Origin of the sequence: Paenibacillus sp. LS1, assembly GCF_026013365.1 — a bacterium.
In the GTDB taxonomy this organism is placed as follows: Bacteria; Bacillota; Bacilli; order Paenibacillales; family Paenibacillaceae; genus Paenibacillus.
Window position 1 is genome coordinate 962,942 of record NZ_JAPDOE010000001.1, and the last position, 20,085, is coordinate 983,026.

Sequence of the window (20,085 nt, forward strand, 5' to 3'; positions counted from 1 at the left end):
CTATGCAGTTTAAGAGATCCTCATAGTTGTTCCGCAATACTCACAATCCGCAGACAAAGTAGGATATACCCTTACCTTGGCTCCACACCCTGAACAATTCACGGCTACAGTTTCTTGAGGTGCCTCGTCATATTTCACACGATGCTGATCTTCCTGATCTTGCTTATCATTAGAATCATAATGCTGGTATGGATTAGTCTTAGAATGAGATTTAGGTCTACCACACATTTTAATGCCTGTAACAAGTACGATAACCCCAGGGATAAAAAGAATAATTGTACTGATAATGGCCGTTTCTGTTCCTTCGGATATTAATATTAAAGATAAAAGGATCGTCACAGACGAAAGGATAATGAATAAAATGCCAAAAAATTTCTTCACCGCGTTTCCTCCTTAAAACATCACACTCTACCTAGCAGTGTATATTACAAGTATCCGTAAAAGAAGTCATTTAGTCCGCTACACGGTTTACGAGATTCTCATCGTTGTTCCGCAATATTCACAATCCGCAGACGAAGTAGGATATACCTTTACTCTAGCTCCACACCCTGAACATATTAAGGATAAAGGTTCTTGAGATTCCTCGACTTCTTCATACTCCTCGTGATAGTTACCTCTGTCATATTGCACATTACTACTAGAATCGTCATCATAATGTTGATCGGCTTTAAGTTGAAATTTAGGTCGACCACACATTTTAATTCCTATAACAAGCAGAACAATTCCACTTACAAAAAGTACAAATGCATTGATAATTGCCACATCCGTTCCCTCGGATAGTTCGACTAAAGAGAACAGAATTGCTATACATGAAATTATAATGAATATAATCCCAAATTTCTTTTTCAAAGTTTCTCCTCCTGCAATTTATGATTTGCTTGTCATGATCTGCTGATTGCGCTCTTTCAAACGGAACCTTAACTGGGATAGTTGCGAAGCAAAACGTTCACTATTTACCAATTCCCCTGCTTCATACTGATTTGCAAGCTCACTGTTCATCAATTCAATGTCCAGCAAGATCTGGCGGTCATTTTTCTCAAGGGAATTCGGTGTGATTGGGTCACTGTACTTCACCAGTTCAATTAATGATTGAACGGTTTTCCGCTCCTCTTCCACAGTTAGGACGGGTTGTTGCACCATGGTATGAAGCAATTGCTGTAAAGCTTTTTCGATTAATTGTAAGTTTGCGATTTTTGTATGTTCATCTGCTTCATGACGGCGCGCACTCTGAATATAGATCATAATGATTCCGCACAAAATAATTGCGATCGCAATCGTTACCGTGTGTAACAATAAGAACCAACGAAGCGCATGATCTGCTGAACCTGTTAACAACGTGTAGATCATCACACAAATCAGATAAATAACCAATACTACTCCTAACGCTGTGTAACCTGGAACAAACCGTTTAAACCGATCCATATTTTGCATGATGAACCGTGCGTAGATCCAAATAGCCGTAATCGCTACATAAGAAGCAACGAGATTCATCCAAAAAGAAAACGATAGTAGCGCATGATTAAACAGCGTAAAAGTAACGATTGACGTTACTAACATGCATATTAAATAGACGACATCCAAAATCAAGAGATTGCTCCGTTTTACCATCACTATGCCTGTCCTCCTTCTTGCAGATTGTTTCCGCAATCGAGACAGAACTTCTGACCGGGTTTTACTTCATGTTGGCACCGACTACACTTCAAGCTTAAACCTGTGCCACAGTTGCCACAGAATTTTGTATGACCGGAATTCATATGGTTACAATTTGGGCATGGGCTAGGCATCGGTTGGTTACATTGAATGCATTCCAATGCGTTCTCCGCATTATCCGCTCCACATGATGGACATGCATAGTATTTGTCACCACAGTTAGGACAGAATTTGGTTCCCTTTGGCAAGGCATGTCCACAATTGTTGCAATCTGTTGTTGCTACCGATTTTTCGGCTAATGAATTGCCACATTTGCTGCAAAAAGAGCTGTTCTCCTGATTCGGATGATGACACTGCTTACATATGCTTACTGCAGGCGTTTCCTTCGTAGACATCAATTTAGACATCTGGGACATCTCGCCACTGAAAGAACCACCCAGACCAACCCCCATGCCCATACCAAGCCCTGCGCCCATGATGTCTGACTGCATGCTTCCTTCATTCTTCGCTGCACCTTCAAGCGTATCAAACGAACGTTCTTGCTGATATGTGTAGCCAATGATATCCATCTCAGCTTTGCGTGCCAACGCTTCTCTTAATCGAATGACTGAAGGGTCTTCTTCGGGCAGATTGACATTGTGAATATACAAGTTGATTAACTCAATACCAAATTCTTCAAAAGTAGAAGCTACCGTATCTGCAAAATGTCGTGATATCTCGGCGATATATGCATTGATCTCCAAAACACTTACTTTTCTATGTATTAGATAGGATGACAACATGGAGTTAATATTCATGATAATCAACCCACGGAAGTAATTAATCATATTAACTTGGTTAAACTCAGGCAGTGTTCCCACAAGCTTGACCAAAAATTTTCGTGAATCCGAAATTTTAATTCCCATTTGTCCAAATGTTCTTACGGGAACAATAATATTATACTTGGGATCCTGGATCTGAATCGGATTCGCCGTTCCCCATTTAACGTCCAATGCGCTTACTTGATTGACATACCACACTTCTGCTGCAAAAGGTGACTTTCCTCCGAACGGAAGGTTAACGAGTCGGTTCAAGATTGGGATATTCGCAGTACTCAACGTATGCCTTCCTGGTCCAAACATATCAAGCGCTCTTCCATCCTTAAAGAGAATTGCTTGTTGAGATTGATTCACAATTAACTGAGTCCATGTTCCCAGTTCAGTCTCCGGATGTTTCCAAGCAAATACATCAGGTGAGCCATCATACTTAATTACGTCAATAATCGCCATGTTTAATTCCTCAATTCAGTATTAGATTACTATGATTTAAAGCTAGAAACTCTGATTCTACAACATTTCCTATATTAATGATCTTTCATTAACTTGTTTTCATGTTTAGGCATTGATATTTTACCATTTCTAACCTTATTACGCACTAGCATAGTTCATTTTTCATATGATAATTTTCCTATATTAGCATTTCTATCATAGTAAAAAACCTCTTCCATATGGTTATAGGAAAGGGCTTAATGTAAAAATCTCGTATACTCTCCATTTAATTCAGGAAATGCTCTATAGCTGTACCCGGATCTGCCATGAACTCTTCAAGTTATACTTTTTTAAACCCGGGAGCGCTAACGAATCTGTGACGTCTTATTCAGCGATTTGAAGCTCCCGCAGCAATCTAAAGAATCTGAAACACGCAATATTGAAATAACCAGCCGTTTACAGCGTGTTTGTCAGGTGATTTTGGTAAATAACGTGTCTCATGTTCCTTACAAAATAAAAGGAGGACCCTAAGACTAAATAAGACGTCCTCGGTTCCTTAGAAAATCGTCTGCACAATTCGCCAGGATCAGCCAGCCTGGACTTCAAGAGGTTTTGGACCCTGACAAAACGTATCGCATGCCTGAGTTTGAAGACACACGCTAGTATCTTCTTGACCAATTTTAATTAAACTTAAGCCTAACCTGAAAAAACAGTGGTTCATTCCCTACAAATCGAACAGCCAGTTGGCACGTAGAGGAGACCTGAGATGTCCGCTGTAAGTCTTGATTTTATACATCAAAAGGAATAAATTATGTAAGGTCACAGCCCTTCTCCCTATTTAGAACGTCTCAACCAATTTTTGAATCTTTGAGTGGGAAATTAAATATAAAGGACCCATCATTTCTATTTTTCCGTCCTTTACACGTATAGCACTCTCCTGTTCTGTCGCGTAAACATCAATCTCTTCAGACAAGGGGAACAGGTAGCCTTGAACAAACGTGGCGTAGTTGCGTTGAGAATGAGATTCATAGGCAAAATGGTCAAAGCCGATACCATCATAAATAGTACTCGTTTCAACTTCATCAGTGTTATTCAAGCTCAACCATTTTGCAGCCATATTTAAAGCACCGGCGCTGGCACCCATTATAACGGCATTGCTATTCTTGATAACATTCGATAATTCATAATCCCCCAAAAACTCATTCTGCAAAACAGGATCTCCACCGCATAAAAAAATGACAGAAGCGTTGTGAATTAAGCGCTGGGCAGTTTCCTTCTGCACGCGATAATCAATGAAATGATATTCATCAAAAATAATGTTAGCCTGATTCAACCAAGTCCATTCAGAAATATCATCAAAGTTAATTTGCTTATCTGTATAACCAGACGGGTCAGCGCTAATCATAACAAGCGATTTTCTGTCTTGTATATCCTCATGCAAACAATGGACTAGCTTCTCTGGAAAAAAATGATTAAACCAACTGAAATAGTAATGAGTACTCAAACTTAATTACCTCCATATATATTATTTACATTCATCCATTCTTAACGATAAAACATATAATACATGCTAGAAAGATGAACGCTTCTTTCGTCATCCTGTTTGCATCTCACATGTTTCTTAATCTATGAAAGAATTCCAACTTTCGATATATCTCAATTGGCCTATTAACTCCCTACCAGATTATTATGGACATAATTACATTTGATCAAAAAAATCTGCAATTTGTTTCCCCGGCTCAGCCAAGAACTCTTCAAATGTAGCTATCGTTCCATGTTCTTGATGTTCAATATCTGCATATCCAATCATTTTTTTGCTCGGATTCCAGACGATCTGAATATGCGAATATTGATCGACGTTCGAGGATATACGCAGTAGCTTCTGTCTGCCCATTTTCATCTCCACTGTATCGATCAGATGAAAGAATTCTATATATCGAATGCCTGATTCATTATCTGGCAAGTCTATTCTTCGGATACCAACGGTTAGGAAATCAATCAGTTGCTGTGGTAGTTTATAAGATTTTAATGCATGCAATTTGTTGCTCATATCATGAAAATTTTGAGGTTCATGCCCCTTTAGATATTCGGCCATTTCTTCATTTTTCTGACTCACTGCAATCGTATACGCCCGCTCTCCATCCTTTTCCTGAATGGTCACATCTGCTCCTTGGTCCACCAGATATCGAACCATCTTCATGTTATTAAGCCTTGCAGCTACCGTGAGAGGTGTCGCCTTATACGGGTATACCATATCTGGTTCATTGTAATTGACGTCTACCCCTTTAACCAGCAAATACTGGATTGTCTTCATATCGTGATCAGCTACAGCCTTGCGTAACGTTTTGCCTCCATATTCTCGAATATCCAACCCCAGTTCATTCAGCACGTTTATATTCTTTTTGTTACCATAGTAGGCTTCGTCATATGCACTAGATTTGACCCGATTAAGTCCGTTTAACTTGGCACCCTGCTGGTACAGGTAACGCACCATTTCTTCTCCACAATATCTAACGGCCTTCAGGATCGCCGGATTATTTTTGACATTCAGGTTAACTCCATACTCCACCAACAACTTAACCACTTCCGGTTGATTGCAGATTAAGGCAAGGTCGAGTGGCGTCAATGCTATGTATTTACTGAGTACGATTTCTTCTTCAAGATCCATGCCCTGCTTAATGAATTCTTCTACAGCATCCGTGTCTCCCTCATATATTGCTCTAGCATGATCAGGTAGCGTTTCAAACGATCCTTGATTTCCAATTTTGAACAAAAGTGTACCCTCCTTTCGTTTACTTAATTCTACACTACGATCAGTCTTTTTTTCCTACTCCTTAGCTACCAGTATACCTCTCACAATCTGAATAAGTAATCGTTTGTTGAGCTTCCCTCAACTAATATGCTAAGATAATGGACACCTATTTCCACAAAATCAATACAATCAAACGCACAGAAAGGACACTATGAATCCTTCATCACTGTCATCCAAATTACAACAGATTATTCCGCCGCTGGATCTGCGAAGCTGCCTCGTCAGCGTACGCGGTGGGATCCTGTTCGAACACTACCGCAACCATGAGGCTGCGACCGATATTGCTAAAATCAATTCATGTACCAAGAGTGTGCTGTCGGCACTCATCTGTATAGCGATAGATAAAGGTTTGTTGCCAGAGGCATCAACCCCAATCTCCACCTTTTTTCCACAGTTGACATCCGATCCTGATCCGCGCAAACCAGCGATCACGCTGGAACAACTGCTCACCATGACAGCCGGATTCAACTGGGACGAGTTCGGCGGGCAGAATTCATTCCCTCGCATGACCCGCACCGATCATTGGGTGGATTTTGCATTGGAACAACGCCTAAGCCATGTACCCGGTACATATATGGAGTACAACTCCGGAGTATCACAGACCCTATCCGCCATCCTGATGCAAAATGCAGGTATGAACGTAGCCGAGTTCGCAGAACGTTATCTTTTTGACCCTCTGGGAATTAAGCATTATGAATGGGAAAGCGACCCTCAGGGTGTACATACAGGTGGGTTCGGTCTTAAGATGTTACCCGTAGATCTGCTGAAATTCGGTCAGCTGTTTCTACAGCAAGGTATGTGGGAGGGTGAGTCTCTCATTTCAAGTGATCTCGTCTCCCGTTCGACGCAGCCTTTCATTACAGTCACTCCACCAAATCACGGCAGTTATGCTTGGCATTGGTGGGTGGATGTCTATCCGAATGAAAGGTCTGACTCCGAAGATATTGCTGCTGAAGACGACCAACCCAATTTCCATTATTATTACGCGCGAGGATTTGGTGGTCAGTATGTATATATTGTCCCAGAGCTCGAAATCGTTACGGTGTTAACCAATGACAAACGAAAGAAAGAGAAACCTCCGCTCGATGTCTTCCCTCGGTTAATCGCCCCTGAGCTATGGAAAATGTTATAAATGCATGCAGTCCTTTTATCCTGTTCGACCAATGAACCCCCAACCTTGTGGCCATAACCTGACCATTGGTTGAGGGTTTATTTGTCATGCCAAAGCTTCTTCGATGGCAATCGTTATTGGATACGGACCAGACTCTTGATTAGAGACCACAACCAGTTGTAGATCATAGTCCGGATACACGGAAGACATGAACGACACCCCTGGATCGAATCCCATGACATGATATTTGAAAATGTCTTCCCCCTTGCGTTCAATCCAGATACCCTGCCCATAATACTCTTCATCCTCTTGATGAGCGTGTGGAGTTAATAACTGCTGTGTCGTCTCTTCACTCAACAATTGGTGACCCAGCAAAGCCTCCCAGAATTGAATTATATCCGGTGCCGTAACATAGGCTCCACCATCTGATCCACCTTTGACAGGAATCGAGAAAATATTAGTGTTCCAAGTGCCATCTTCATCATCGATATACCCTACGGCTGTGTTGCGCGGAAGCTGATCTGTTAAAAAATAACCCGAGTCCTTCATGCCACACCGTTTGAAAATGTGCTCTTCCACATAATCTGTAAACGACCGTCCTGAATGTTGTTCCACGATAAGCCCCAGCACAATGAAACCCGCATTGTTGTAATGAAAACGTTCACCCGGAGCAGACTTCATCGGCAGATGCTGAAACATGGGCAGAAAGTCACTTAATCGCCGCATCGCGTAAACGGGTCTCTCTTTCCATAATTCTGAAAAGTCATCCATCACTTCTTCATCGAAATAATCTGGAATGCCTGACATGTGTGTTAACAATTGATGGATGGTGATCCCTTCGTCCCAAAGCGGGAACTCCATATCCAACACATCGTTCAGCTTGGAATCCGCAGACAACTCGCCCGCTTCAATTAGTTGGCATATACTCACTGCCGTGAAGATCTTACATCCTGATGCAATTCCAAAGCGTGTGTCCACCTGATTGGCAAGTTCTTCGCTGCGATTCGCATAACCACGTTTCATATTCAGAAGGGTTTTCCCAGCTTGTTGGAGTAATACAACACCCGAAAAATTCACGCCTTCCATGACTTCTTCTACTTTTGTTGTCAGCTCTACTGCATTCAACATTTTGTTGTTCACCTACTTGTCTATGTATTCATTACATTCTCATTCTTAATTCTTCGTCATATCCTGCATACCTGCCAAATTTCCATAAAAAGAAGGGGTACTCCCTTATAAAAGGAAATAACCCTTCTTCAGACAACGCAAGTATAAGTTGCACAAAACATGCTCAACTGCCGTTCAATCACTTGTTCCACTCGTTTTACCGTAAGTCTATCTGGCTGCATGCCTTCAAAACAACATGAATTAACGCATTGCTTGCAGGTCCGCCTCAGGACTTCCTGCACTCTTCTTCGTTTCACGGGGAGACCTGGTATTCATCAGATAATACAATGTGGCATAGATCGTAATGATAAACGTGCCAAAAAACAGGCAAAACGCAAGAGACGGGCGGCTTACACTTTCGTGCATCAGCTCAATCAGCGTCTCGCGATTCGTCAGTGCATCCCAGCTATTCAGTCGATATACGCGTCCAAGCAATACCCCGTAACTTCCCAAAGCACAGCCTGCCAGTACAAAAATCCAGGATGCCCAGCGTCCAATTCGGTGATAGATCACTTCCTGAAGCTGATACATTGACAGGAAGCCAAGCAGGAGTCCAGTCCAGACAAACATTAATATAACGCTCAAGTCGTACCAATAGGTGTAGTCCACCCCATTCCCACCATAATACCGGGAACTTCTCGCTGTCAGATGAACCAAATCCGTAACAATATAAGAAGAGTTCGGGAAAAATAACAACCACAGCAGACCACTTGCTATTGCAAGCCATCCGGCACCTTTCCATTTCACACCACTTAGAAGATAGGAAGCATAAGAGAACACAAAAGGAATCCAACCCAAGAATAGGTTCCAGATCAGGAAGCGGAAATAACGCTGATCCAGCCAATCTGCGGCTAAATAGTACAACCCAAGTGTTACTATTGTGACCACACTAAGGAAAATAAATATGCGAATATAATTCAGTTTTCTCAATGATTCTGACCTCACTTGATAAAATTCAATTAGTTTCGAAAATATCGGATGATTTCTTCCTTATTCTTTTCCACACGCAAATTCAATCCACGTTTATCCTTTAATCCATACTGCTGTAATTCATGACTTGGATCAAGCACCAGCGGTTTAGTCGCCACATCGACCAGCAAATCCATCGTCAGTTGATAGGTTTCCCGTATCTTGTCCATCGGCAGAGAGGATTCATACCGTTTGATCAGCTCAATCAGACGTTCAGCATATATAAGACGAACCATACTGTCCGCACTCTTCAATTGTCTTGAAGCAAATGCTGTAATTGCCGTAATAATACTAGGTTCAGTCCGATGCTTGGCAATCAACGCAAGTTCATCCACCGCATCCCAATTCATGATAGACAGCTCGGAACTTAATTGTTGAATTCGCTCACTTATCCATTGCTCCTCTAACTCTTGGGGTACATCCCAGCGCTTATAGTCCGCGTACACGCCTTCTCGATGCATCTGTATAGCGCTCCCGGAATGTTTGACGAACAATTCCTTTGCTACACCCCAATCGGTCTCTTCCATCTTTAACCACCACCATACCTATTCCTATTTGTGCGTATACTCCTACATATTACATAAGTTTACTGCTCTCCAAGCATACTAGAATCATACCATTTACCAAAGGAGAATCAAATTTACAATGAATCCGAATTCGATGCACCCTCAAAATCTAGTACAACCCACTTTGAATGCAAATCCAAATGTCACTCCTAACATGAATCATGGCGGCCACGAGATGTTCGATGTGCATGAGATTCTGTCCTCCACCATTAACGTGCTGGATCAATATATGATCTTTCGTACATTTGTGCAGAGCCAGGAACTGATTGGCATTTTGGACCGTCAGTACAATTTCATTTTATCCCAATACAATCTGACAGCAGAGTGTTTTGCATCCGGACAGAAGCCTCATCAAGAGACGGCAACCTATATGATTCCCAACATCGTACCACCGGTATATGGCCTTAAGCCCTCGGCACCGAAAAAGCCAAACCAGAGCTTAGCTGATGTAAAGGATGCCGGTATTAGCGGTCATATGCTGGGACTGATCAAGTCACATGCGAGTCTTCTGGGCATGTCCTGCAGCGAGATCACGAACGGAACGGTTCGTCGAGTCATCGCTTCGCAGATCCAGCATTTTATCGAGATGGCCTATGAAATTTTCATGTTCCAGAATAAAAACGCCTACTATCAAGTACCTCAACTCACCATAAGTGATACACAACAGATGCTTCAAGCATACATCGCGGCAACCGGAGCACCCCAGATGCCTATTAGCAATAAACCACTTCATTAATTAGAAAATAAAGTGCGATTACCCAGAACAGTCTCTTCAACCCACCAGGGTCTTAAGGGACTGTTTTTTTGATTATTTGCAATCATACTCCTACTGAAGACTCTTGATTCGCTTACCAGAAACTGGTTTAATCAAAGACAGAACTTACATATTCAACATACGGATCATACATATAAAATACGGTAAAATGCGGTTATAAGAAAATTCAAATGGCTTTTTCTTCATTATGGGGAGGTATACAGATGAGATGGAAGCAACCTGCTAAACTTGGTTTACTGGCTATGGCTCTAGGCTGTACTGCCATTGGCGCAACAATCACACCTTCAACAACACTCGCTGCACCTGTTCCCGCCTCCAAAGCGGTGTATCATCAGTTCCAAACCTATCGAACAGCAGCAGTGAAGTCTACCGAAAGTCTGATTAAAGCGCGTAAATACCTCATGAATCATATCGATAAAGTTGGCCCCTGGCAGGCCACACTCATGACGCTGCAACTGGAGAACATGCAGAACGTGAAGTTGGCTGATTTGGATTACAAAATGTATACGGAACAGTTTCAACAGGCCATATCTCAAGCCCATGAACAACTTGGTTACGAACAGAAGCTTACATATAGTCGTCTGCTGAAAGAAATTAAAGATCCGGCAGTGAAGAAGCTTCTGCAGGAAGCATCTGATCTTGGGTTCAAACTGGAAACGAGTGAAGGCCTGTATTACCCCATCATCAACTATGAGATATACCAAAAGTTCAAGCTCTTCGTCCAGGCAGACATTGCTGCCTACATTAATATTATGGCTACCGAGTCCAACCAAATGACGACTTCAGATGGTGGCATTATCATCCCTTGGAACGAATTAATCCAGCGTGCATTGGAGAAAGAAGCCTTTTTGAACAAATTCCCGAATTCCAATCGGACAGCAGCAGTGAAGCAAGGGTTATTTGTGGATTATCTGTTTTACGGAAGTGACAACACGCCTGCATACGACTGGAACACGGATGAAGAAATCCGCACCATAGACCCTGAGGTGAAAAAGGCTTACGAGAAAGCTTTGGCTAAGCGGGAGCCTAATACGGAGAGTGTTCTTCTGGACACTATGGAAAAGATTTTGCTGGTTCTCAATCAGAACAATGATGAGCTAACACCTGAAATTAGAGCAATCATTGAACCTGTTCAACAACAATTTGCCCTTGAATAATCAGATGCTGAATAACAAAATGTAAACTTAAAAGCGGCAGTCCTCAAAACAGAGGGTGCCGCTTTTAAGTTTACATATCCAGTCCTTACGTTGTGATCAAAGAGTTGACGTGTTTATCGATGTAAGTTTGTTCGGATTAACGACGAGATAAACGCCCTCAATGCGCTCTCCGGAAGGGTTCAACTCTATACAGAGTACCTCGGACAACTGCCCTTCTTTCATCAATGCGAGTTGAAGCTCGCCATTGATCCACATCGGTACCCATTCTCTTTCACGCAATCGAATAAGGACTCGCCGTGAGGTCAGGAGTGCAAGCACACCTTTGTGCACGTTCATCGTTCTCATAACGGTATGCTCAACGCCACCGCCATCTGCTGTAAATACAGGCTGATCCGCCAGTAACTCCAACATGGCAGAGACGTCATAACGAAGGAATGCCGTTGTAAAACGGCTCAGCAATTCACCTTTGGCTTTCATAACCGCATCACTCTGCTCGATCGGTGGTAGTCTTTCGGGCAGATTTCGTCTGGCACGGCTATATATTTGACGGCAGTTACTCTCCGTTTTGCCCAGCCAATCCGCTATTTCGGCATAATCATATCGGAACGCTTCACGAAGTACAAAAACAGCCCGTTCCATGGGCGATAGGCGCTCCAACATGACCAGATAGGCGTAGGAGATCAGCTCTTTTTTCTGCATCGTTTCCTCTGGCATGTTCCCCACTTCACTGTCACCCATCGGCTCTGGCAGCCACTCACCAACATAACTTTCCCGCTGATTACGGGCGGAATTTAGCAGGTTCAAGCTTCGGTTCACAATCAGTCTGGCGATGTAGGACTTGGGATTACGAATATCCTGAGCAGACGTGCTCTGAATCCCCGCAAAACAATCCTGTACAATATCTTCAGCTTCTACCACACTGCCGAGCATACGGTAAGCTATTGAAAATGCATAATTTTTATAACGAATATACAACTCACCAACATCCAGAGAAGACACTTCTGGCTCATTGGCGTGGAGATTGGAATTCATGAGAATGGCCTCCTCTGGCATGGTGCATGTAGTTTTAGTTAAAGCAACCCGGATACATTCCTGTCGTAATCGCAATCCGGTTCCAATTGTTAATCGTGTTAATGGCCAGGATCAGATCCACCAGTTCGGATTCACTGAAATGTTCACGGACCTTATCGTACAAAGTAAGTGGTACACCATGTTCCGAGATTCGGGTCACTGCTTCAGCCAGCTCCAGCATAACACGTTCTTGATCCGTGAAGAAAGGCACTTCACGCCACACACTTAGCAAAAGAATATGATCCGCGTAATCTCCCAGTTTCATCAGATCTTTGGCATGCATATCGAGACAAAAGGCACAGCCATTGATCTGGGACACACGGATTTTCAACAACTCGTATAACACTTTATCCTCAAATTGCCCGGATATATATTGCTCCATCGCCATCATCGCTTTAAAAGCACCTGGACTCACTGCTCTGTAGTTCGTTCTTAAATTCATTTCTCATTCCCCTCCTTCATTTGGTCTACATAATGAAGACAAACGACGGCCGGGATCTGTGACATTCTTTGCGAAAACTTTTCACTATTAACATCTGACGTAATATAAACCCGGAATTTTCCGTATCCATGTACTGTTTTTACTGAGCTGTTTGTGATTTCAACCAAAAGTAGGTTGTAAATATTGATACATTGACCAAAAGAGTAGTAACATACGACTAATCAAGTTAACTTTTATGACATAAAAAAAAAGAATCGTTTATTCATATCAGCAAGGAGTGTTTCATATGATAACTTCCAACGCAAACCGTAATGTGACATCTGAATTGCCTAGAGGCTGTACGTTCACCGCTGAAGACTGGCATGTATTATCCCAATATTGGTACCCGATAGCACAAGCAACTGAAGTAACCGACAAACCACTGGCTGCTCAATTGCTCGATGTGAAGCTGGTTCTTTATCGCAGTAATGATCAGGTTGTGGTAGCCAAGGATCTTTGTTTTCACCGTGGGGCGCCACTTAGCAAAGGTTGGGTAGAAAATGGTGAGATTGTCTGCCCTTATCACGGTTTCCGTTACAATTGTGAAGGAAAATGTACCGCAGTACCTGCGCACCCAAGTTCCAAAATCTCGCCTAAGCTCAAACTCATCGTGTACCCGGCAGTCGAACGTTATGGCTTAATATGGACTTCACTGGCGGGAACGGAAGAACAGATTCCATCCTTCCCTGGATGGGATGATCCGGATTATATCAATATTTTAATACCCAACTTTGATATTGCTGGTTCCTCTGGACGACAAATGGAAGGATTCCTGGATGTATCCCATTTTGCCTATGTGCATACCGAAACATTTGGTGACCGAAACAACACAGAAGTCCCCCAGTACAAAGTGAAACGCGAGGGTAATGAGTTGCTGGCTGAGTATTGGAGTACGGTAAGCAACTATGGCAAAGGGCAAGATCTTGTTGCACCTGAAGGTTTCCAATGGCTGCGTGAGTTTCGGGTGTTTCCACCCTTTGCAGCTTCGCTTACGGTACATTTTCCGGGGGACGACAAGCTAAATATTCTGAATTGTGCTTCACCGATCTCTGCCCGTTATACACGTCTATTCTGTCCAATCACACGCAACTTTGATAAAGATGCTCCGATTGAAGACACGATTAAGTTCAACTTACAGGTATTCGAAGAAGACCGCGAGATGGTCGAGTCACAGAAACCGGAGGATCTTCCACTTGATCTGCATGCCGAGGCCCATATTCCCGCGGACCGTACTTCGATTGCCTATCGTCAATTATTAACGGAAATTGGTTTGGGACGAAACTACACATCGTAAATGAATAAAAAAGAAGCGTTCCGTTGCGGACGCTTCTTTTTCTATACCTAATTCAATTGAAGTACCTAGCGCCTATTAGAAAGACCTTACCTAATAAAGCGTCATTTTTCCTCTTGATTAATCGTATTCACAGAAAGCTCTCTATAATACGGGCAACCCGGTTCGTGGATAATACGTGGATCAACCCAAGTGCCCCAGTACGGAAGACGGTTTACGTAAGGTTGCATGTTTGGTTGGTTGTTCGGCTGTGAGTTAGGCTGCATGTTTGGTTGCATGTTTGGCTGTACATTGGGTTGTACATTAGGCATTACGTAAGGCTGATGATTCACATTTGGAGCACTGTTAGAGGCAGGAGCAGTTGAAGGCTGGCAATCTGCCGGTGGGCCAATAATCACTGTTTTTTGAATGGGAGCCAGCGCTTCTTGCACTTTTTTCTCATCCAGACAGTACGTATAAGCCAGAAGTTTTGCAGGGGTAAGACGTAAGGTGTCTGAGCCAAATATCGCTTCAGGAACCGGAGCATCAAAGATCGCGAGTAAGTGCGTGTGATCGACAGTAGCCACTTCATAGTGCCACCAGCCTTGAGGTACATTAGCTACTTGCCCTGGTGTAATCGGGAAATGAAGCAACTCGTTGGTAAACGGATTAATAAGGGACACAACTGCCGAACCACTGATGCAGTATACCAACTCGGTAGCATTCTGATGAGTGTGAGGCTCAACCACATTGCCTGTGCTAAGAAAAATATCCAATAAAGAAGTATTGCCCAGTGTGTTTAACTGTTTGATGGAAAGGGAGTTAATATAGTTGTTCTCATCCTTCTTGAATAACGGGTTATTGCTCAAATCGTAAGTAAATTCGGTAGTTGATAAAGTGTAATCCATGGTTGAGGTTGCCAAAATAAAACGCCTGCCCTTCGCTCTCGGTTTAGGTCATAACCTATATGCCAGCTTATGCCCAGTGCCCAGATACGTGAGCCCATTTCCGCTATGTTTGCGGCGCATGACAAATATCCCTGACTCGGACATCCCGAGCAGGGCTCATTAGATATTAAGTTTCTTCCTCGCTCAAGATGTGCTCCGAACTAATTCCCAATGGAGTACTGTTCAGATTCACACCCAGAAGCCAGGTCATTCGCTTCACCATATCCGGCGTTTCCTCGATTAAACCATTAGTTACACTCAAATAACGTAGCTTCTTCAGTTGCTCCAGTTCAGGCGGGAGTTCACGAATCCCCGAGTACCCTATATCCAGATTCACGAGTTCACTCAATTCACCAATCTCGGCAGGAATATGCTTTAGACCAAGGTCAGACTTCTCCTTCGGCTTCCACCCGGTTGGAACATGATATGAACTACCGCAATAAATTCTTAGCTCTCGAAGTTGTTTCAATTTTCCAATGTCTTGGTGAATACCTTCAAAATCCGCAGTCATAATCTCCAATTCTTCCAATGATGTCAGTTCAAAAAGGGCTGGAGGAAGCGTATAAACATCCTGCTCAAAAATCGTCAAACGTTTCAAGTGGTTTAATTCCCGAATCCGTTCGGGAATCTCTTTCAAGTAATGTGAACTAATATTCAGCACATCCGTCTGATGTCTAATCGCATCGTCCAGTAAGCAATGAATGTCCTGATGCCGATCTAATCTAAAAAATAACCCAGTGATTCGCTCCATTAGCTCAATTGCTTCTTCTTGTGTAATATGCATGCCAAACATATTCTCATGAGCAACAGTGTAGAAGTAGTCACTTCCATCCTCGTTCAAAAAACAAAGATCATCTGGCAATGAGGGATATAACCAGTCATGAAAGCGGTTGGCTTCCTCCTTAAGGATCTGCCCTGATTCCGGCGTGCAACGATATATGTAATAAATCCCCTCTGAATACATGGCGCCACTTTTCATCATCATTTCTTCCATCGTACTGCTTTCAATCAGATACGGATCCAATCTCCGTAACACTTTGGTTACTCTTTCAGGTGTAGGTTCTTCTGCATACTTTCTGTCAACCAGCATAAACCGGTCTGTCTTCTCGATCAATTCGTCAATCAACAGTTCATAGGCCGTTCCTCTTGGGTCGGTGTGAAAAGCTACGGCTACCATATGATCCCCCTCATGGCTCTATATTCATTAATCTTCAATCTGCTGTATCATCTGAAACCACTGTGGCATAGGCTGATATCATCAATCCAGTTATTGGAGGCTTGTTACATGGCATACGGCCCTGGTTCAGTATCATCCCCGCAACCTGCGGGTTATCCTTACCCTTATTATCCACCACCTCCGCCACCCCCACCGTATCCTTACCCTTATCCCTATCCATACCCGCCCATCGTTCCTTTTCCACTGCCATTTCCGATCGGCGGTCCTTGGTGGCATGGTGGTTACCCAGGTGGGCACCACGGTCCTTTCCCAGGAGGTGGCTATCCCGGCGGACCTCACGGAGGTGGACCTGGCGGTCCGGGTGGCCCAGGTGGGCACGGAGGTCCTCCAGGCGGAGGATTTCACGGACATCGTTTCTTTCAGTGGTAATCATGAGGCTTATCCAAAGTACTGATTCAGATCAGATAAAGGAGCTGCTTCGGCAGCTTCTTTACTATTAAAAGCCATTCTAATCGTTCAGGATTTCATATGTGATCTCATCCATCATCTTCAGATTACGGTTCGACATGCTGAGGATATCCGTGAAGGTAGGTGTAAGGTAATAAACAAAGTCCGGATCGTGAACGTACATAATAATCTGCCCATACGTGCCTTCCACCGTTGGGTCGAAATCGAGCATCAGATACAGTGAACCTCCCGCGATCGTTGCAAAAGGAATCCATGGTTTATGGAACAGGTATGGCTTGATTTCCGGGTCCAACTGGCTGATCTCTTCGGCAGAATAATGCTCTTCGAGCTTCTCATCTACTTCACAGAAGTATTGTTTGGTCTCTCGCATCTCTTCCAATGACATCAGATAAAATGGCGTACATCGACCGTTTTCGGCATCACCTGGGTACAGCACATGTAACCCGTAGCCACTGCCGTCTTTTCTTTGGTAAAAGGCACGAAAATCTCCAGGCAGCCGGATGCCATACTCCTTTTCGAATAAATCCAGATTTTCCTCGGATGCACCTTCCCGTTGTTGATATTCTTCGAACAATTGCCGAATTTCTTGATCCTGAATTCTCTCATCCAGCAAGCGACTCAGCTCGTCCATTAGCACGTTTAATGATACATTCGGCTCCACGCTCACCACACTAACCTCCCCGCCCTCAGTTCTTCCCTTCTTGCACATATTGATAATATTCCCAAAATGCTTCTTCTTCTCCTCCACCTTCAATTAGAATCATGACTGCGTAAGATAACAAATTAAGCCATTGTTCCATCAACGCCACCTGTTCATCCGAAATGAGGTTGTTACTGCGAAGCATACCCTCAGATTCAACAGCCCAGGTACGTGCCATATGAGTAATTCCCCATAGACATGCCATGACTTCCCGATCCAGTGAAGGTCTTGCAAGTTCTGGTGCCAGAACCCGCAATATCTCCATCAACTCATGAAAATTCTCCTCAATCAAATGTCCACGGAAAGGACGCAGACTGCCAATAAAACCGTTCTCCATCTTGGGATGACTCAGATCATCATAGGAAAAAGCATGACATTTTAATAACATTACTGCCTCTTCACATTCCATTCCTTCACCCCTAATTAGGTCGCAATACTACCTCACCAGCGCAGAGGCTCTTCTCCACGCCACAACACATATCGCTCCAGCTCACGAAGAGTGCCTGTACCGATTCCGTACTCATCCATCTCGTGGGAACGAAGATCGAGCACGTGCAACATGCCGCCATAGGTGCCTACTGCTAGCTTGGACTGCTCTGGCGATACGGCGAGAGAATAGATGGTACTTCCCACAAAATGACGCCATACTTCTTTACCCTCGTTATTCACGCAATATAGATAACCGTATGCATCTCCAAGCACCATGCCCGCCTCTATTTCAACTGCTGCATACACTCGTGCATTCTCATCCATGACCGGCCAATCTTCCTTCGTTTCGTTACCTGCGATTGAGTTCAGCGGAACCTGTATTGTGACTCCATTATAGAAATGACATGCGTTAAACCAGACGTTCTGGTTATCACTGGTGAATGCCGCATAATGAGGATAGCTCGATTCCGGATAGAGGGAGTATGTCTTGTTCAGCTGACGGTCCATCACCATATGATTGCTCCCCTGGCTGCCATAGGCAATCCATCGACCATCCCGTGATACAGCTGCATGTCCCATATCGATCTGCGTATCCTCTAGCTCATATTCTTCGATCTCTGCCAGATCGGGATGAAGCAAGGTCACTTGAGCCTGCGTTACCACATATATTCCGTATCGAGAATGTATAAGTAGTGCTCTGCCTTCATCCATAGGTATAAGTCCCTCAAGTGTCCGTTCAGGATGCTCACAATCCGCAAGTGATTCAATCCGAGGTAAGGAAGACTGTATCCGGGCTTGAATATCTTCCCATCGATATGTCGCTATCTCTTGTCCTTCCAACCTGCGATCTGGCTGACGGATAATACGAATCCCATCCGGTCCTGCAAGCGCATAGTCCAATCCATCCGATGAGCAACCTGCAAAAGTATATGGAGAGATCAACTGCCATCCGTGCTGATCCATCGTATATATCTGACCATTCTCCGTGAAGATACCCGTATTACATACACACGTCTCTTCGTTCAGATAACCTACAACTTTGACCGCCTGCATGGAAGCCTGAAACGCCTCGCTCAATGGCCACGTCGATGCTGGCAGCTCACGTCGGAGCATCTCCAAGTCACCTTGGAGATTGGCCTGTCTCACCATATGTAAAACTTCAGTACTCATACCGCCTCTGGAGTCTCCCTCCAGCTCGGATTCATCTGGTTGCTCTCCCTGCATGCCTCTCCGTACAAATGCATTGACATCCCTTGCATAACGCTTGCCCTCATTGCGCCATTGTTCCGCGATGTCTTCCTTTAACCAACTCATATGTTGTCCTCCACTCTGCCCCTATTCATATGCCGTACAATGATGTGCTTGCAAAAACAGACTGATTTCGTTATCCGTCGCCTCCTCCGCACCGTTCTTTTCTTCATAGAACAGGGCAACTTCTCTCCCAATCGCATAGTTAAAACGTACATATCCTCCCATCGACGCCATAAACAGCTTGCACATGTACTCATTCTCCAACACAGCGTCCCACTCAAATTCCGTCTTGCACGTATCCGCGAGTTCCTTCATGGAGATTCCCTGTTCCGTCCCTGTAAAATGGTAAAACGTATGCTTCCGCAGCTCATTCCACGGTTCATAGTATAGTGGCGATATCGGTTTATCCTGACGGTAATACCCGCAATAGATCCGGTCCAGCGTATCGCCAAATTCAGCCTCCGTGCATGACCATAAGGTGATATTCTCATCATGACGCGGTAGCCACAGTAGCCCCTCAACTTCTGGATGAACAGCAAGGAAATCTCCATCTACAGAACTGCCGATCGTGATGCACTGCTCAAGTTGATGCTGACTTATTGGCGAATCGTCCGTATGTATCCAAAAATCATACTCAACAAAAGGCTTCAGCACTTCCGGGTCCGGTCTTTGCACATTCATCCAACCCGTGTATGTACCCTCTCCGTATTGTTCAATCCAGGTACGGTATGACGAAGGTAGCGAGATGGCATGTTGTTGTTCAAAGTGATCCAGTTCCTCTACTGGAACCGGCTTAAGTGCACGGGATACGATATACATTTGTCGACATCTCCCATC

General features: G+C 43.8%; 22 protein-coding genes. 5 read left to right on the forward strand and 17 right to left on the reverse strand.

The window, feature by feature from the left end; all coding sequences use genetic code 11:
* Window positions 1–9: 9 nt before the first annotated feature.
* From OM416_RS03995 to OM416_RS04020, 6 genes are all read right to left on the reverse strand, one after another.
* A complete protein-coding gene (locus OM416_RS03995) occupies window positions 10–381 on the reverse strand; it encodes a DUF3784 domain-containing protein (protein WP_047843476.1) in 372 nt (123 codons plus the stop codon).
* 87 nt (window positions 382–468) lie between these two features.
* The gene (locus tag OM416_RS04000) at window positions 469–849 is read right to left on the reverse strand and encodes a hypothetical protein (protein WP_264927225.1); all 381 of its coding nucleotides are present in this window, start codon (window positions 847–849) and stop codon (window positions 469–471) included.
* A gap of 18 nt (window positions 850–867) precedes the next feature.
* The gene (locus OM416_RS04005; protein WP_264927227.1) at window positions 868–1,611 is read right to left on the reverse strand and encodes a hypothetical protein; all 744 of its coding nucleotides are present in this window, start codon (window positions 1,609–1,611) and stop codon (window positions 868–870) included.
* Complete coding sequence (locus tag OM416_RS04010; RefSeq protein ID WP_264927229.1) at window positions 1,611–2,918, reverse strand: SPFH domain-containing protein; 1,308 nt, start codon at window positions 2,916–2,918, stop codon at window positions 1,611–1,613. Before OM416_RS04010 ends, OM416_RS04005 begins: the two co-directional genes overlap by 1 nt.
* 817 nt (window positions 2,919–3,735) lie before the next feature.
* Window positions 3,736–4,401 (reverse strand): Type 1 glutamine amidotransferase-like domain-containing protein, encoded by a 666-nt coding sequence (locus tag OM416_RS04015; RefSeq protein WP_264927231.1) that lies wholly within the window; start codon window positions 4,399–4,401, stop codon window positions 3,736–3,738.
* A 195-nt stretch (window positions 4,402–4,596) separates the two neighbouring features.
* Window positions 4,597–5,670, reverse strand: coding sequence for an ankyrin repeat domain-containing protein (locus tag OM416_RS04020; protein ID WP_264927233.1), 1,074 nt, complete (start codon window positions 5,668–5,670; stop codon window positions 4,597–4,599).
* 190 nt (window positions 5,671–5,860) lie between these two features.
* Here OM416_RS04020 and OM416_RS04025 point away from each other — a divergent pair, with 190 nt between their 5' ends.
* Window positions 5,861–6,841 carry a serine hydrolase domain-containing protein gene (locus tag OM416_RS04025; protein ID WP_264927235.1) on the forward strand — a complete coding sequence of 327 codons (981 nt, stop codon included), beginning with the start codon at window positions 5,861–5,863 and terminating at the stop codon, window positions 6,839–6,841.
* Window positions 6,842–6,925: 84 nt separating this feature from the next.
* Here OM416_RS04025 and OM416_RS04030 read toward each other — a convergent pair whose 3' ends face one another.
* From OM416_RS04030 to OM416_RS04040, 3 genes are all read right to left on the reverse strand, one after another.
* The gene (locus OM416_RS04030) at window positions 6,926–7,948 is read right to left on the reverse strand and encodes a serine hydrolase domain-containing protein (RefSeq protein WP_264927237.1); all 1,023 of its coding nucleotides are present in this window, start codon (window positions 7,946–7,948) and stop codon (window positions 6,926–6,928) included.
* A gap of 240 nt (window positions 7,949–8,188) precedes the next feature.
* On the reverse strand, window positions 8,189–8,917 hold the full coding sequence (locus tag OM416_RS04035; RefSeq protein ID WP_264927239.1) for a DUF1361 domain-containing protein: 729 nt from the start codon (window positions 8,915–8,917) through the stop codon (window positions 8,189–8,191).
* A gap of 29 nt (window positions 8,918–8,946) precedes the next feature.
* Complete coding sequence (locus OM416_RS04040) at window positions 8,947–9,483, reverse strand: hypothetical protein (protein ID WP_264927241.1); 537 nt, start codon at window positions 9,481–9,483, stop codon at window positions 8,947–8,949.
* 133 nt (window positions 9,484–9,616) lie between these two features.
* Here OM416_RS04040 and OM416_RS04045 point away from each other — a divergent pair, with 133 nt between their 5' ends.
* Window positions 9,617–10,258: a spore coat protein gene (locus tag OM416_RS04045; protein WP_413775764.1), complete on the forward strand. Its 642-nt coding sequence runs from the start codon at window positions 9,617–9,619 to the stop codon at window positions 10,256–10,258.
* A 242-nt stretch (window positions 10,259–10,500) separates the two neighbouring features.
* On the forward strand, window positions 10,501–11,454 hold the full coding sequence (locus tag OM416_RS04050) for a hypothetical protein (protein WP_264927243.1): 954 nt from the start codon (window positions 10,501–10,503) through the stop codon (window positions 11,452–11,454).
* Between the two features lie 96 nt (window positions 11,455–11,550).
* Here OM416_RS04050 and OM416_RS04055 read toward each other — a convergent pair whose 3' ends face one another.
* Together OM416_RS04055 and OM416_RS04060 are read right to left on the reverse strand one after the other, a co-directional pair.
* Entirely contained in the window at window positions 11,551–12,486 is a 936-nt protein-coding gene (locus OM416_RS04055) for a sigma-70 family RNA polymerase sigma factor (protein WP_264927245.1), read from the reverse strand.
* A gap of 34 nt (window positions 12,487–12,520) precedes the next feature.
* The gene (locus OM416_RS04060) at window positions 12,521–12,967 is read right to left on the reverse strand and encodes a carboxymuconolactone decarboxylase family protein (protein ID WP_062835074.1); all 447 of its coding nucleotides are present in this window, start codon (window positions 12,965–12,967) and stop codon (window positions 12,521–12,523) included.
* A 286-nt stretch (window positions 12,968–13,253) separates the two neighbouring features.
* On the opposite strand from OM416_RS04060, the gene OM416_RS04065 reads away from it, so the two are divergent.
* Window positions 13,254–14,300, forward strand: coding sequence for an aromatic ring-hydroxylating oxygenase subunit alpha (locus OM416_RS04065; RefSeq protein WP_264927248.1), 1,047 nt, complete (start codon window positions 13,254–13,256; stop codon window positions 14,298–14,300).
* A 101-nt stretch (window positions 14,301–14,401) separates the two neighbouring features.
* Here OM416_RS04065 and OM416_RS04070 read toward each other — a convergent pair whose 3' ends face one another.
* A complete protein-coding gene (locus tag OM416_RS04070) occupies window positions 14,402–15,199 on the reverse strand; it encodes a cupin domain-containing protein (protein ID WP_264927250.1) in 798 nt (265 codons plus the stop codon).
* Between the two features lie 151 nt (window positions 15,200–15,350).
* Complete coding sequence (locus tag OM416_RS04075; RefSeq protein WP_264927253.1) at window positions 15,351–16,400, reverse strand: leucine-rich repeat domain-containing protein; 1,050 nt, start codon at window positions 16,398–16,400, stop codon at window positions 15,351–15,353.
* A 108-nt stretch (window positions 16,401–16,508) separates the two neighbouring features.
* On the opposite strand from OM416_RS04075, the gene OM416_RS04080 reads away from it, so the two are divergent.
* The gene (locus OM416_RS04080; protein ID WP_264927255.1) at window positions 16,509–16,829 is read left to right on the forward strand and encodes a hypothetical protein; all 321 of its coding nucleotides are present in this window, start codon (window positions 16,509–16,511) and stop codon (window positions 16,827–16,829) included.
* A 79-nt stretch (window positions 16,830–16,908) separates the two neighbouring features.
* Here the strand turns inward: OM416_RS04080 and OM416_RS04085 are convergent, their stop codons facing one another.
* Genes OM416_RS04085 through OM416_RS04100 form a run of 4 tightly spaced genes read right to left on the reverse strand, consistent with a single transcriptional unit; the run spans window position 16,909 to window position 20,067 of the window.
* Window positions 16,909–17,535, reverse strand: coding sequence for an SMI1/KNR4 family protein (locus tag OM416_RS04085; protein WP_264927256.1), 627 nt, complete (start codon window positions 17,533–17,535; stop codon window positions 16,909–16,911).
* 19 nt (window positions 17,536–17,554) lie between these two features.
* On the reverse strand, window positions 17,555–17,956 hold the full coding sequence (locus OM416_RS04090; RefSeq protein WP_319951887.1) for a hypothetical protein: 402 nt from the start codon (window positions 17,954–17,956) through the stop codon (window positions 17,555–17,557).
* Window positions 17,957–18,009: 53 nt separating this feature from the next.
* Window positions 18,010–19,311 carry a hypothetical protein gene (locus OM416_RS04095; protein ID WP_264927261.1) on the reverse strand — a complete coding sequence of 434 codons (1,302 nt, stop codon included), beginning with the start codon at window positions 19,309–19,311 and terminating at the stop codon, window positions 18,010–18,012.
* Between the two features lie 21 nt (window positions 19,312–19,332).
* A complete protein-coding gene (locus OM416_RS04100) occupies window positions 19,333–20,067 on the reverse strand; it encodes an SMI1/KNR4 family protein (protein WP_264927263.1) in 735 nt (244 codons plus the stop codon).
* Window positions 20,068–20,085 lie beyond the last annotated feature (18 nt).